General features: G+C 44.1%; 14 protein-coding genes. 10 read left to right on the forward strand and 4 right to left on the reverse strand.

Translation table 11 applies throughout. The annotated features are described in order from the left end of the window. Positions 1-15 precede the first annotated feature (15 nt). The 3 genes from NSQ99_RS05085 to NSQ99_RS05095 all read left to right on the forward strand — a co-directional run bounded on the left by NSQ99_RS05085 (position 16) and on the right by NSQ99_RS05095 (position 4021). Entirely contained in the window at positions 16-903 is an 888-nt protein-coding gene (locus NSQ99_RS05085) for a carbohydrate ABC transporter permease (protein ID WP_340835495.1), read from the forward strand. A 75-nt stretch (positions 904-978) separates the two neighbouring features. Continuing rightward, a complete protein-coding gene (locus tag NSQ99_RS05090; protein WP_340835498.1) occupies positions 979-2604 on the forward strand; it encodes a sugar ABC transporter substrate-binding protein in 1626 nt (541 codons plus the stop codon). A gap of 64 nt (positions 2605-2668) precedes the next feature. Next, positions 2669-4021, forward strand: coding sequence for a glycoside hydrolase family 30 protein (locus NSQ99_RS05095; protein WP_340835500.1), 1353 nt, complete (start codon positions 2669-2671; stop codon positions 4019-4021). Positions 4022-4213: 192 nt separating this feature from the next. Here NSQ99_RS05095 and NSQ99_RS05100 read toward each other — a convergent pair whose 3' ends face one another. Continuing rightward, on the reverse strand, positions 4214-4765 hold the full coding sequence (locus NSQ99_RS05100) for a CGNR zinc finger domain-containing protein (RefSeq protein ID WP_340835501.1): 552 nt from the start codon (positions 4763-4765) through the stop codon (positions 4214-4216). Between the two features lie 178 nt (positions 4766-4943). Between NSQ99_RS05100 and NSQ99_RS05105 the strand changes: the two genes are divergently transcribed. Beyond that, positions 4944-5423: a DinB family protein gene (locus NSQ99_RS05105; RefSeq protein WP_340835503.1), complete on the forward strand. Its 480-nt coding sequence runs from the start codon at positions 4944-4946 to the stop codon at positions 5421-5423. Positions 5424-5425: 2 nt separating this feature from the next. On the opposite strand, the gene NSQ99_RS05110 is transcribed toward NSQ99_RS05105, so the two are convergent. From NSQ99_RS05110 to NSQ99_RS05120, 3 genes are all read right to left on the reverse strand, one after another. Next, entirely contained in the window at positions 5426-6160 is a 735-nt protein-coding gene (locus tag NSQ99_RS05110; protein ID WP_251669214.1) for an SDR family oxidoreductase, read from the reverse strand. Positions 6161-6212: 52 nt separating this feature from the next. Then, positions 6213-6800, reverse strand: a complete 588-nt coding sequence (locus tag NSQ99_RS05115) for a Crp/Fnr family transcriptional regulator (protein ID WP_251669212.1) — start codon at positions 6798-6800, stop codon at positions 6213-6215. 83 nt (positions 6801-6883) lie between these two features. Then, the gene (locus NSQ99_RS05120; protein ID WP_340835506.1) at positions 6884-8488 is read right to left on the reverse strand and encodes an alkaline phosphatase family protein; all 1605 of its coding nucleotides are present in this window, start codon (positions 8486-8488) and stop codon (positions 6884-6886) included. A 191-nt stretch (positions 8489-8679) separates the two neighbouring features. Between NSQ99_RS05120 and NSQ99_RS05125 the strand changes: the two genes are divergently transcribed. From NSQ99_RS05125 to NSQ99_RS05150, 6 genes are all read left to right on the forward strand, one after another. After that, positions 8680-9453 (forward strand): alpha/beta fold hydrolase, encoded by a 774-nt coding sequence (locus NSQ99_RS05125; protein ID WP_251669209.1) that lies wholly within the window; start codon positions 8680-8682, stop codon positions 9451-9453. Positions 9454-9656: 203 nt separating this feature from the next. Beyond that, positions 9657-10391: a glucose 1-dehydrogenase gene (locus NSQ99_RS05130; RefSeq protein WP_340835509.1), complete on the forward strand. Its 735-nt coding sequence runs from the start codon at positions 9657-9659 to the stop codon at positions 10389-10391. 297 nt (positions 10392-10688) lie between these two features. Continuing rightward, positions 10689-11120, forward strand: coding sequence for a MerR family transcriptional regulator (locus NSQ99_RS05135; protein WP_251669204.1), 432 nt, complete (start codon positions 10689-10691; stop codon positions 11118-11120). An 89-nt stretch (positions 11121-11209) separates the two neighbouring features. Beyond that, a complete protein-coding gene (locus NSQ99_RS05140) occupies positions 11210-11872 on the forward strand; it encodes an MBL fold metallo-hydrolase (RefSeq protein WP_340835511.1) in 663 nt (220 codons plus the stop codon). 645 nt (positions 11873-12517) lie between these two features. After that, positions 12518-13186 carry a response regulator transcription factor gene (locus NSQ99_RS05145; protein WP_340835512.1) on the forward strand — a complete coding sequence of 223 codons (669 nt, stop codon included), beginning with the start codon at positions 12518-12520 and terminating at the stop codon, positions 13184-13186. Positions 13187-13218: 32 nt separating this feature from the next. Continuing rightward, the gene (locus NSQ99_RS05150) at positions 13219-14538 is read left to right on the forward strand and encodes a HAMP domain-containing sensor histidine kinase (protein WP_340835514.1); all 1320 of its coding nucleotides are present in this window, start codon (positions 13219-13221) and stop codon (positions 14536-14538) included. Positions 14539-14616: the final 78 nt, after the last annotated feature.

Consider the following 14616-nt stretch of genomic DNA (forward strand, 5'->3'; position numbering starts at 1 on the left):
AGGAGGAGGAAAAGCATGGAACGAAAAATTATGCGCAAGGACTGGGATAGTCGTGTATTCGATACGATCAACATTACATGCCTATCGATTGTGTTGATACTCATTCTAGTACCGCTGTGGAATGTCGTTATTTCATCATTTAGCTCAAGCAAAGCACTCGCTGAAGGAGGATTTATATTTTGGCCTTCCGAGCTGTCGCTGGAAAACTATCGTGCCGTATTCCGAGATGATTCGATCGGTCAGTCGTTCTTTATCTCCGCCGCGAAAACAGTGATAGGTGTCCTTACACACGTACTCTTTTGCGCGATGGTCGCTTACGGACTAAGCAAGAGCAATGTTCGTGGACGTAAATTTTATGTGACGATGGGTGTCATTACGATGTTTTTCTCCGGAGGGATGATCCCAACTTATCTATTGATCAAGTCCCTTGGATTACTGAATAGCTTTTGGGTATACATCATACCTGCGCTGTTAAGCTTTTATGATGTCATTATTTTAATGAACTTTTTCAGAAATGTGCCTTCCTCACTAGAGGAATCAGCCAAAATTGACGGTGCAGGAGATTGGCGAGTATTTTTAAGTATTTTTATTCCGCTTTCCATGCCAGCTATGGCAACGATCGCGATGTTCAATGGTGTGAATCAGTGGAACGACTTCATGACGACGAAGCTGTATGTCACGAATGAAGCACTTTATCCACTGCAGATGAAGCTGTATGAGATCATTGTTCAGTCTCAAACACAATCGATGCAAAACATCGGCGGCTCCGTCATCATTGAAACGACGACCAAAGGGGTGCAGCTAGCGACAATTGTTATTACTACATTGCCAATTGTTGCTATTTATCCGCTATTACAGCGCTATTTCATTTCAGGAATGATGCTGGGTGCGGTAAAAGAATAGAGCTCAAGGATTGAAGGTTATATCAGCTTGTTGCACTAAAAAATTAAAACGTTTTTATTAAAGGGAGGGTTTTTAATGGGAACAGCTAGAAAGAATAAGACAAAAATTTTGCTGATGTTGTTAATGGCTGTCGTGCTTGTATTGTCGGCATGCAGCAAGGAAAAAAGCGGTGGTGCTGGGTTAAATACGTCAATCGAGGATCGCTATACGCTTGATCCGAATACGCCGGCGTGGAAGCTAGATACGAAAGAATCAACGACATTGACCTGGTATGTGAATGCCGACTGGTGGAATAGCGATTATGGCAACGATGTTGTAACGAAAAAGATTAAAGAGGACTTAAATCTTGATATTACGTTCATTACTGGGGACGACACGAAGCTAAATACATTTTTTGCTGGTGACGATATGCCAGATTTAATTTCCGTGTTTGATTCTAATTCTTCAATCGTACAAAAGGCGGATACATGGGCATTGCCGCTAAATGATCTGGCTGAGAAATACGACCCATACTTCAATCAGGTTGCAGCTCAGGATACGTTAAACTGGTTTCAGCTAGCAGATGGTAAAACATATGGCTATCCGAACTACTCCAATACGCAAGCGGATTATGAGCAAGGGACCATTCCAGCGAAAACAGCTTTCGTTATTCGTAAGGATGTTTACGATGCGCTAGGTCAGCCTGACTTCTCGACACCAGAGCAATTTACTGCGACACTGCAAGCGATTAAAGCTCAATTTCCGGAGCTAATTCCATTTGGGTTTAACTCAATCGGAACCGGCACAGGCTCCTTAGGCGATGTATTCCAGGACTTCATCGGTGTTCCGCTAACGGATGCAGACGGAAACCACTACAATCGTAATCTCGACGAGGACTATTTAACTTGGATCTCTACGCTGAATGGAGCGTACCGCGGCGGTCTAATTAGTGATGACAGCTTCGCAGATGATGGTACCGCTTTCGAGGAAAAGGTCAAATCAGGAAAGTACGCTACGATGATGTTAGATGGTACTCCTCAGCAGGGTGGTAATCTTCAAATATTCGCAAGCAACAACGAAGGCAAGGAATATATAGCGATTGATGGACCGCAAAGCACCGTAGGCAATTCACCGACATTGAATCAATCTGGTATTACAGGCTGGATGATTAGCTTCATTACTAACTCCAATATAGATCCTGCCAAGTCTATTCAGCTCTTCACGTATTTGCTCAGTGAAGAAGGACAAATGCTGATGAACTATGGCATTGAAGGCGAGACGTATGAGATCAATGCTGAGGGTAAAGTTGCACTTATGCCAGAAGTAAAGGAAATGCAGCTGAACAATGCGGATCAATTTAAGAAGGAATACCGCTTCGGGGAATTTATGTTCTTCGGTCATGATCGTCATAAAACATTGAGTGATGATGCCTTCCCGGATTCCATTAAGCAAATGCAGGAATGGGGTAAGGGCAAGCTTGTACCACACTTCATTCTAGAGAACATCAATCCAGATCAAGGTACGGCTGAAGCGCGTTCGTTAAGTGCGATTAATACACAGTGGAATACGACACTTGTAAGTCTGATCCGTTCGAAGGACGATGCTACCTTCAATTCGGTGCTAGAGGAATACCAGCAATTCCTGAACGATAACAACTGGGATGCAATTGTAAGCATCTACAACGAAAAAATGGCAAGAAACAAAGAAAAGCTTGGTCTATAAGTACCTGTTCAAAACGTCCGATTTTCAGAAGTAGTCAGCATAGAGAGTAGAGGAGTGGTTTGCGATGGCAAGAAACGTCATATTGTATTATTCAAGTGGAGAGCATGAGCTGTTCGCTTCAAAGACGCTAGAGGAGCTGAAGCCGCAGGCGGGAGATGGGGCTGCGGTAAAGATTACGATCAATCCCGAGCAAGCCTATCAAGAAATTGATGGATTCGGCGCATCCTTTACAGATTCCTCTGCATATTTAATGAATCAAGTGTTAACGGAAGCACAGCGTGAGGAAGCGATGCAGAAGCTGTTCCATCCAGAGCAGGGCATCGGACTATCTGTCATTCGTAATCCGATGGGTGCCTCTGATTATGCAAGAGATTTTTACAGCTACAACGATCTTCCAGAGGGCGAGGAGGACGTTGATCAAGCAAGGTTCTCTGCTGCACATGATGAAGCAGATATTATCCCGCTGACGAAGCAAGCGCAAATGCTTAATCCACAGCTTAAGCTAATGGCATCTCCGTGGAGTGCGCCTGGCTGGATGAAGACGAGCGGCTCGATGATCGGTGGCGAGCTAAAGCCAGAATATTACGCTTCGTATGCGCAATATTTTGTAAAATACATTCAAGCCTATGCGGCACAAGGGCTGCACATCTATGCGGTGACGCCTCAGAACGAGCCATTATATTGTCCAGGTCACTATCCTGGCATGCTGATGCTGCCAGTGGTGCAAAGCGAATTTATTAAGCATCATCTCAAGCCTGCCTTCGTTGCAGCAGGAATTACGACGAAGATACTGTGCTACGATCATAACTGGGATCGACCAGATTATCCGCTTCACGTGTTGGATGAGGCTGGTGATGCTGTAGACGGCGTAGCTTGGCATTGGTATGGCGGTAGTCCGAGCGCACAGAGTGATGTGTTCCTTACGAACCCTAGTAAAGAGGTTCACTTTACGGAGGGCTCTGGCGGTGATTGGATTCCTGCTTTTGAGCCTGCGTTCTCCAACGTCATGCGCACTGGTATTGCTATCCTTCGCAATTACAGTAAGAGCTTTGTGCTGTGGAATATGGCGCTTGATGAGGAGAATGGTCCATTCGTTCCAGGCTTCGGGGAGAGTACCTGCAGAGGACTGCTGAAGGTAAATCAGCAAACGAAAACGCTGGAGTATACGCTTGATTACTACGCACTTGCACATTTTAGCAAATGTGTTCGTCCGAAGGCGCTCCGTATAGAAGCTAGTGCAGATCATGAAGCAATCCATACGGTTGCGATGCGCAACGTTGATGGGTCAATTGCCGTTATTGCTTTCAATGATAGTGAACAAGCAAGTAATGTATTGATCGAGCTTGCGGGTCATGAGCCGATCGAGCTGAATCTGGGGGCTAAGAGCGCCGTAACTGTGCAGTTGATTGGGGATTAATTAACTTATATCGGTACCAACTGACACCCTTAATAGATCTCGGAAGATGAATAATTAATATGAATAATCATTAAGAGCGTAAAGCTAATGTGATATGCTCCTATCTTGGTAGACAGTAGAGCTTGTTATTGCATCTACTATCTACGTGATAGGACGCACGCATAACGAGGCTTTACGCTCTTTTTTATCTACTTATATGTCCTTGGCTTGCTCTTGCTTTTTTTGCTTCTGATGGCGTGTTACCTTCATGCGATTTCCACAAATTTTCATCGAGCACCATTTGCGGCGCGGATTACTATCGATGAACAGCAGCACACATTCATGGTTGCCGCAGCGATGAATGTGCTGAAGCTGACCGCTTGCTAGCAGCTGCATAGCATTAAGCGCAATGATCGATAATAATGCAGCCTCAGGAGCACCGACAGGAACAGGAAGCATGCGTTCCTTACGCCATTGATAAGCAAATGGCGCGCGCTCTATTATCGCTTCCAGATGAGTAATCCAGCCTTCCTCTGCTCGCACACCATCGGCCATTCGCTCAAACTGTAAACGCAAAAACGAGCGCAGGCTGCGCAGTTCAGGCAAAGCTTCCTCTGCCCATTGCGCAATCGGTGCTCGAAATTGCTCATAGTTGATATAACCGGCATCCGCTAACGTATCGATCCAAGCGATAAGATGACTTGGCTCAGCAAGTAAATCATGCCGCTGACCATAGCTAACGACCTCCGTATTGACGAGATCCATGCATAGATCTCCAGAAAGCAAAGGGAACTTCAATTCTGTGTTCATCCGTTCATTCCAATCTCTTACGATTTTAACCTATTATACCATGATTGACGGGTTAATGAGTACAATGTATAATTTTAACTATTAAACCATGCGTTATACGGTTAATTTTTGTTATGAAAAGGAGAAGATGTGGATGAAGGATTGGATATTTAACCAGCTTGAATTTGCACGGCTGCAGACCATTCGAGCGATTGAACAACAAGCGGAAGAAGAGCTTGAGATTATTCCTGAGGGCCTGAACAATCATGTGAAATGGAATCTCGGTCATATTTATGTCGTGACAGAGAAATTCGCATTTACGTTGACTGGCGAGGAGGCAACCATCCCTGAGCACTTTCACGAATGGTTTGCTTCAGGTACATCCCCTAAGGAGTGGACGAAAAAAGCGCCAACGAAAGAGGAGCTAATCACGTTATTAAAGCAGCAGCTTGAGCGAGTTCAAGCGCAGAACGAACAGCGCTTGAACGCTCCTCTGCCTGAAAGCTACGCAACATCGACGGGATTGCAGCTATCAACAGTAGGTGAGAGCCTTAGCTTTTGTCTATACCACGAAGCGATGCATTATGCCGCTATAAAAAGCATCATAACGTTAATTAGCAGCAAGTGGGCATGAATCTAACTGTTTCGTAGCATTCGTTCAGCTAATGTGGGAAGTATGCGATTTATTAGACTGAGCCACTTGGATTTACCGATAGGGGCCTCAAAGCGATCTTGTTCATAATAGCGGAAAAACTGCTCTGCTAGCTCATAGGGAGATATTTTCCCGTGTCCTCTGCCTTTTGTCATGTCGGTTTCGACAATGGGAGGAATGATCTCGAACACCTTAATAGGCGTAGACTCAAGCTGATAGCGAAGGGCCTTGGTGAATATATGGAGTCCTCCCTTGGTTGCACAATAGACAGGTGCCGATTGCTTTGGAACAAAGCCTAAAGCAGAGGATACATTGACGATGGCTGCTTGTTTTTGTTGTCTAAGGAGCGGGATAAGTTGAGCAGTCAACAAGATCGGCGAGGTCAAATTCGTCATAATTTCAGCTTCAATCTGAGCATCATAAAGTTCATTGCCAGCAAGAGAATAGTTGTATTGTATTCCTGCATTGTTAATGAGTACACTGAGCCGCGGGTGGTTATGAATCACTTGCTCAGCAAGCTGCTTTACTTGCTCATTATCGTTCAGATTGCAAGTATAGGTTGAGATAGCAGCATAGCGCTGCTTCATCATTTTCAGCTTCTGTTCATTGCGTCCCACAATAATAACCTCATTATGGGTACTAATAAATTTCTCTGTTAGCGCCTGACCAATACCAGCAGCGCCACCAGTAATAAGCACAGTATGCCCTGATCGATTCATAGCTCCCACTTCCTTTCTTTTCTCAATATAGCGAGAAAGAGAAAGCTTGTAATTAACCTAGGTTAATTTTTCTTTTAATTCTACTTAAGGCAACGGGTGTAATTCCTAGAAAAGATGCAATATGATATTGCGGAATATCGTTGATCATGTGAGAATGTCTTTCTAGAAATAGACGATAACGTTCCTCCGCTGAGAGCATAAGTAGCTCGTATTCACGTTGTTCTTTTTTTATATACAGCTGCTCTACTATATTTCTTCCTAATCGTTCCCAACAAATATGCTCTGTAAATAACGATTGAAAATGCTCGTAACGAATAACTAGCAATTCACTATCCATTAATGCTTCTATTGAGAAGTATGATGGCGAGCTAGTTAGTAAGGCACGATAAGATGCTACAAAGTCTCCTGAGCTGCAAAAGCTCTTATTGAACGTTGTACCATCCGCAGTTGTATAATACAGTCTCAATAAACCGTTCATACAAAAGGCAATGGAATTAGAAGGCTCACCTTGTCGAGCAAAATAACTATTTTTCTTGACTGTCATTGGTTCAGCTAGCTTTTGGAATATAGTCCATTGTTCATCTGGAATGTCTGACATCGTTTGAAGTTTACTGTAAAGCGATAGCCATGCGAATTCCATCGTTTCAGTCCCCTTAACATTATATGAAATATAGCTTTATTCCAGTTGCGTCACATGAATCCCTTCCCTTTAATGCGAACAATTTATAGTTTATTTTGCCCGAGAACGATCGATAGCAGCCACTCTTGGAGCGCGACAAGTCTCGTATCCTTGAGCTCTATCGTTGTACCAGCAGCTATAAGCGGAACAAGTGAATCTACTTTGTGAAGAGAACCGTGCGAGCCGCCGCCTGTATGGTTATAGCTGTGATGATCAGAAAATTCATAGGAGGGCTTGGCATCAATAATGATGAAATTCCCTTCCTGTGTATGTAAAGCGCCATGTAATCGAGCAAGTGCATCAGGATAGTCTTCATAATAAAGCTGCTGCTTGTCATCAAGCGTTAAGCTCAATAAGGATAAATCCCCTGCGATGTTCCATGTTTGCTGATATGAATCGCGATAAGGTCCGTTAGGTTTATAGATGAGCAGCTGCTCATGCTCTGGGCTTGCAACATAGTTCACACCATCCTTATGCCAAGCAATAAATTGAATTCTTTTTTCCTGCTTTAAGCGTTGAATGAGCTCCTCTTGGGGTAGCTGTTCATCTAGAATATGGATATATCCCATACGCTCATTCAGCGCAAAGGCAAGCTGACCGTTCGGATGCTTCTTGCTCCATAAGCTGTAGCCTGACAGCAGCTCATTCATATTGATTAATCCACGCTCTTTGTCTTCAAGAACAAGCGATTGCCCACTGTCTCCCAATACGATCCACACCGCTTCCTCCAATGCCTGATCCCAGGAAGGATACAAATTTAATAGGCTCTGAATGGTTTCATCGACTTTTTTTATAGCCTGTAAGTCTTGAGGTCCATGCTTATGCAGGGTTGCATCCGTATCAGGGAAGTATGCAAGCGTAAAGGCTGGCAGCTTGTCATTCTGTACGAGATACGCAAGTTCATTGACTGTAAACTTATTATTTATGCCCAAGCGGTCCCACGCGAGATTATGATGATCGTTCTTTTTGTTATATTGTGCTAACACACCAAGCGAGAGTAGATCTGGACCATTCACTGCAGCAACGCTGCTAGGCATCAGGCTAGAACGCGACAGCAGCCCAGGTATGGTCAACGTGTGAGGGGTATTGCCGCGATAAATTAAGCCATTAATCGAGGCGCTTTGAATCTGTGCTTCGGCTAATCGCTCGTGAATCGTCTTAACCTCATCGCTTAAATGCTGCCCATTCAGCTTAAGGATGCTGTTTTGCAGCACTTGCTTTACACCATTATCCCAAATCTCATGAGGTCCGCTACCGTAGCTAACGATTTGCTGTTCGGACTCGTTGAACCATATGAGTCCTGGAATTCGGTGCTTGTCCGCGTAGCTGCCAGTCAAGATTGTGCTGTCAATCGATACAGACATCGTTGGATAAGCGCTGACGACCTCAGGATATAATGTGCCATGCTTCATCAAATAAGAAATAGCGGGAGTCATCCCTTCCTTAACCGCAGCTTGCATAGGCTCATTCATCAGTGAATCGAACAGTAGAACAATGACCGGCTTATTAGCTTTCTCGATCGGCGCAGCAATGCTTCGCTCTTGCGTTATCGACAGCGCAATTATTAGCCACATAACAACGCTTAATAGTAAGAGTAGGATAGCGGCAAGCATAGATAGTTTTTTTGAAGCTTTAGCATTGTTTAACAAGGAAAAGTCTCCTTCACTATGAATTATTGTTCATGTTGCTTGTGATGAGTGCAATGCTTAGAGGTTAGAGGTATAGGTATGGGAAGTATGCCCAATTTAACTAGTGATGATTCTATAGAAATGCAGGACATAAGTGCTACCATCTAGAATTACCTCAATAACAGACAGCATGAAGAGATGAGGTGCAATAAATGTCAGTACACTATGAAGAGTATGGCGATAAAAATGGCCCACTTCTCCTGTTTTTACATGGGGGCGGAGTAAGCGGCTGGATGTGGAAAAGACAGGTTGAACATTTTTCGGATTATTACTGTATAGTGCCCGATCTTCCAGAGCAAGGCTTAAGCAAGCAGACGCCGCCATTTTCGATGGAGTCAAGCGCAGAAGCAATGCTTGAACTAATTGAGAACAAAGCGAACGGGATGTCTGTCAATGTGGTGGGATTTTCTTTAGGAGCGCAGGTGCTTGTACAGATGCTAAGCATGAAGCCTGATCTTATTGATTATGCCATGATTAATAGTGCGCTCGTTGTACCGCAGCCCGCGATGGCAAGATGGATCGGCCCATCAATTAAGCTAATGCACCCGCTAATTCGCAATCGTTCATTTTCAAGGCTGCAATCCAAAACACTGTACGTTCAGGATGACGATTTTGAGCGCTATTTTGAAGAAAGCAAGCAGATTACAGCTGAAGCATTAATACGCGTTCTTCAAGAAAATATGAGCTTCCAAATCCCATCTCAGTTTTCACGTGCACAGTCACAAATGCTTGTTACTGTAGGTGATAAAGAAAAAGGGATGATGCGTAAGTCGGCAAAGCTACTTAGTGATGCCAACCCTAACTGCCATGCAGTGGTGCTGCCTAATATAGGGCACGGCATTTCCATGGCTGCACCTCAAGCGTTCAATGATATGCTAAGAGCGTGGCTTGAGCAAGGCTTATTACCAGAGGGTAAACCTTGTTAATGTTTCATGTTGTGAAATATTAAGGCAATAAGTTAACTTTCGAGCATAAATGTAATAAGCTAAACTTTAACCATAATTTGAGGTTTTGCAGTATGAGAAAGCAACGGAAAGTAGGACTTCAACATTTTTGCTTTCGAAACTTCCGAGCGCTATAATTTACTTATCTTCATAATTCACACTTCACAATAAAGGAGTAATGACAGATGGGTAGATTAGCTAACAAGGTTGCTATTGTGACGGGCGGAGCTCGTGGTATGGGTGCTTCCCACGCACGTAGGTTTGTTGAAGAAGGTGCAAAGGTCGTTATTACGGACTTAAATGCAGAAGCGGGACAAGCACTTGCTTCTGAGCTTGGGGAAAATGCAATGTTTGTTCAACAAGACGTGACGAGTTCACAGGACTGGGAACGTGTTGTTACAGAAGCTGAAAAAGCATTCGGACCAGTGAATATATTGGTTAACAATGCAGGGATCAGCGTAGCAAGCAGCTTTGAGGCAATGACAGAGGAGCAATATCGAAAAATTATCGATATTAACCAAGTATCGGTTTTTCTAGGGATGAAGACTGTGCTACCCTCTATGAAAAAGACTGAAAAGGGCTCCATTGTTAACATATCATCCATTAATGGGCTGGTTGCTGGTGCGGTCGGCTATACGGATTCAAAATTCGCTGTTCGTGGAATGAGTAAAGCAGCAGCGATTGAGTTTGCTAAGTATGGAATTCGCGTAAACTCAGTTCATCCTGGAGTGATCGAAACACCGATGGTTTCGGAAGGCGATGCAGTAGAGCAAATTAAACAGTTTGCGAAATTCATTCCACTGCAGCGTATTGCCCAATCAGAGGAAATTACGAATCTTGTACTGTTTCTAGCATCCGATGAATCTAGCTACTCAACTGGAGCCGAATTTGTCGCTGATGGCGGTTTGACTGCTCAGTAGATAAATTTGAATTTTAGTGCGAAGTAGAAATCCCTTCAATTTATACGAAGTGAGCATTCCGTCACTTAAAGGTGACAATTCAAATAGATAAAAGCAATTGCGCAACGCAATAGAGGCTGTCTTAAGGTCATAAACGATGACTTTTAAGACAGCCTTTTCTAATTTTGTTCGTTCACGTTAACCAATGAAATAATGAATACATTCATCACGAAACAATTAATTCATTCATTATCAAAAAACTATTGACCTTGGAGTATACTCCAATGATACGCTACCCTTAAAGAGGAGGGGCACACGATGCATATTAAACAATTTACTGAGAAATATCAGATTACGAGTGATACAGCAAGATATTATGAAGCAGAAGGGCTGCTGAAGCCGAAGCGTTTAGATAATGGCTATCGTTTGTACGATGACCAATGTGAAAAATCAATGAAGTATATTATTGTGCTGAAGCAAATAGGGTTCTCACTGCAAGAAATTCGATATTTGCTTACGTTGGAGCAGCAGCCGATTTCACAGGAGTGTAATATTGCGTCAGTGACAACATTCACTCAGAAGATTGAAGATATTGAGCGGAAAATTAAGTTTTATGAAAATGCACTGCACGCACTGCGACTTGCTGGCAGCTTTATGGAGCAAGGAAAATACGCCGAAAATCAATCGAAAATCGATGAGCTTGTGGATGACATTTATCTCAGTATGTCGGATAAAGGAAATGAAGCTTAAGGTTTGTGTGGGGGTTGTTTAAGTGTAGTGGTGAAGGAGTCAAACTATTAGATAGTCCAGTCATTTAGAGGAATAAGGGAGGATTATTTATGAAAATTCGCAAAATTTCAGAGCATATTACGAAGCTGGAATTCTGGTGTTTGTTCAAGGTTAGTGTATGGCTTGTGCAGGCTAGTAATGGTGTTTACATCATTGATACTGGTATGGCCTTTATGAGTAAACATATATTGCGCGAGGCCGAAAAGCTTGGCGAGATAAAGGCAATCCTACTGACACATGGTCATTCTGATCATGTCGGCGGGGTGAAGAACATCATTCGTGAGCGAAATATTCCTGTCTATGCTCATGCCTTTGATCTGGACTATATGGAAGGCAAAGCTCCATTCCCACGTAGAAAGAAAGCGGAGGCACTCGTCCCTCCAAACGTTGTGCAGCCCCTGCCAATAAACGAAAATGGTGAGCTTGAAGCCTTCGGTGATCTGATCCCTTATCATACGCCAGGTCATTCACCTGGTCATGTCGTGTATTATCATGCCAAGGATAACGTATTGCTCAGCGGAGACCTATTTACCTCAAAAAAAGGACAGCTTCAGCAGCCGATGCGGATGTTTACCGCATATATGGATCAGGCAATTGCAAGCAGTCGTATCGTTCGTGAGCTAAAGCCTGCACTTGTAAGCATTACGCATAGTGATGATGTAAAGGATGCACATATGCAAATCGATGAGTATATGAAGCAATACGCTGGATAGTTCAGCGGCATATTGTTACTTGAAAGCTGCTCACCCAAAAGTAGGTGACTATGTGTCGTTATTGCCCCATTCGTGTGAAAAAGCATACAAAAGGCGCTGATCGTACGCTGTAAGTGACGGTTTTGTATGAAAAAGCACCCAAATTCGCTGATTCAGCGTCATAAGTGGCTCATTTGTATGAAAAACCATACAAAAGGTGCTAATCGTGCGCCGAATGCGCCACTTTGTATGAAAATGCACCCAAAGTCGCTGATTCAGCGCCATAATTGGCTCATTTGTATGAAAAACCACCTAAAAATCGTTGACCATGCGGCGTAATTGGCTCGTTTGTATGAAAAATCACCCAAGATAGCACGCCCCGCACCACGATATCGCCCCGTGCCGCACAATATCGCCCCCATACGCCGCACAACTCACCGCACCCACACCACCATATCGCCCTAGCGCCGTACCATTCATCCCTCCTGGGCGGCGAATATCTCCCCGCGCAGAGAAAGTAGTCACCGCCCCACGCCGCACAATTCACCGCCCCCCGACCCAAGTATCCACCCTCACGCCTTTACCGAGACCAAACCAACCGTTGCTGGATTAAAAACATGTGGGCTATAATGACGATATCGTTGATTAGAACGGAGTTGATCAAGAATGCCTCACATTTTATACATTGAAGATGATCATGAGATCGGCTCGTGGTTGTCACAGGAGCTGCAGGATAAGGGCTACGAAGTAAGCTGGCTGCAATCAGGAGAGGGAGCTGAAGCGTACGCCGGGCAAGCAGATTTAGCAATTTTGGACGTTATGCTCCCTGGATTAGATGGTTTTTCCGTTGGTAAGCGCCTAAAGCGTGAAAACAGCTCGCTGCCTATCCTAATGCTGTCGGCTCGAACAGCAGTGGAGGATAAGCTCGAAGGCTTAAGCTTCGCGGATGATTATGTGACCAAGCCCTTTCATCCCGATGAGCTTGCTGCACGCATCGAGGTTCTACTTCGTCGCTTTCAGAAAAATGAGCAGACGATAGAGCTCCAGCATTTGCGGATTCATACGAAGGAGCTTCACATAGTCAACAAGCAGACGAATGAGGAGATTTTGCTGACGGGTAAACAATTCCTGTTGTTCCAATGCTTTATTCGACATTTGAACCAAATACTGACGAAGGAGCAGCTCTATGAGCAGGTATGGGGAGAAAGCTATATTGAAGGCGATAAAACGCTTATGGTACATATCCGATATTTGCGCGAGAAGATCGAGCTTGACCCATCACAGCCAACTATCATAGAGACGATTCGCGGAATCGGTTATCGTGTGAAGCTATGAGGAAGCTATTCGGCTCTCTGCAAGCTAAGTATATGGTTATTATTTTGTGTGCGTTAGGTCTGTTTCAACTAACGTATATTGGCGGTGCAATTATTTTCACCGGTATAACGAATCAAATGGCTCAAAACGATATACCCGAGTATGAGAAAGTAGAAAACAGCTGGCATCAGGCTGCAAGTGACACCTCTGCCACTGAAGAGGACGTAAAGCTGCTTTATCAGAAATGGAGCGAGCAATACCCAGAGGCAGGTATGTTCTGGATTAGCCAGGACGGGCAGCTACTGAGCAGCTGGAATGTACAATATGAGCTGCCACAGCAATGGTCACAGTCAGACATTGTTTCCTTTATGAAGAGCAGATATGGTAAAGATCCCTTTACAGTCGTTGCTTTTGTAGAGGGCAAGGAGAACAATGGCTTTGTCGTAGTTGAGCTTCCTCGAGAGCTATTCAGAGATCCATATTCGGATATTTTTGAGAAATTCGGCATATGGTTGCTGGCAGGTATTTTAATTATTGTTATCGTCTTTATCGTCATCTCGTATTTATTTTTCCGTAATATTCGTAAGCGGCTGCTCTTCTTACAGCGTGCGATGAGTAAGCGTAATCCCGATGGCTTGCCAGTATCTATTGACGTTAAGAAGCAAGATGAGATCGGTCAGCTTGAGCATTCGTTCAACAATATGGTGGAGCAATTGAATGATAGCCGCCAAAGAGAGCTGAACGAGGAGCAGATTCGGCGTGAGCTGATTGCTAATTTGTCACACGATATTCGGACTCCACTAACAAAGCTGCGTGCTAATGCATATACAGTCAGCAAGTACGAGCTGCCTGATGGAGCAGCAAAAGCGCTGCAGACGATGGATAGCTCCGTCCGTCATATCGACGAGCTTGTAGATAATTTACTTGCCTATACGCTATTATCGAGTGCTCAGTATCGCTATGAGCCGACACAGCTTCAAATTAATCGATTTTTGCGTGAGCATATCGCGGTTTGGTATGCGGTATTTGAGCAAAATGGCTTTGAGATTGAGATGAGGCTTGGAGAGCTTCACGTACCGACGTGGGAGGTAGATCCGATCTGGATGAAGCGAATGTTCGATAACCTGCTGCAAAACGTGCTGCGACATGCTCGTGATGGCAAGCTTGTTGCGATCGAAACGGAAGCCTGCGAAGGTTATGATGCGATCCGTGTCGTAGATCGTGGTCAAGGGATGGATGGCGTGACTGATAACAAGGGTGCAGGCATTGGCTTGTCCATCGTCCATATGATGGTAGAAGGTATGGGCTTAACATGGCAGCACTATCGTAGAGATGAAGAATTCATCATAGAAATACGACATCCTCTAAACTAAGCCTCTAGACATAGCAGAAATCATTGGATTCTCAGTGAAATGGAATTGTAAAAGTCAAACAATAGAAATTAAAACAAC

Source organism: Paenibacillus sp. FSL W7-1287 (genome assembly GCF_038004245.1).
In the GTDB taxonomy this organism is placed as follows: Bacteria; Bacillota; Bacilli; order Paenibacillales; family Paenibacillaceae; genus Pristimantibacillus; species Pristimantibacillus camelliae.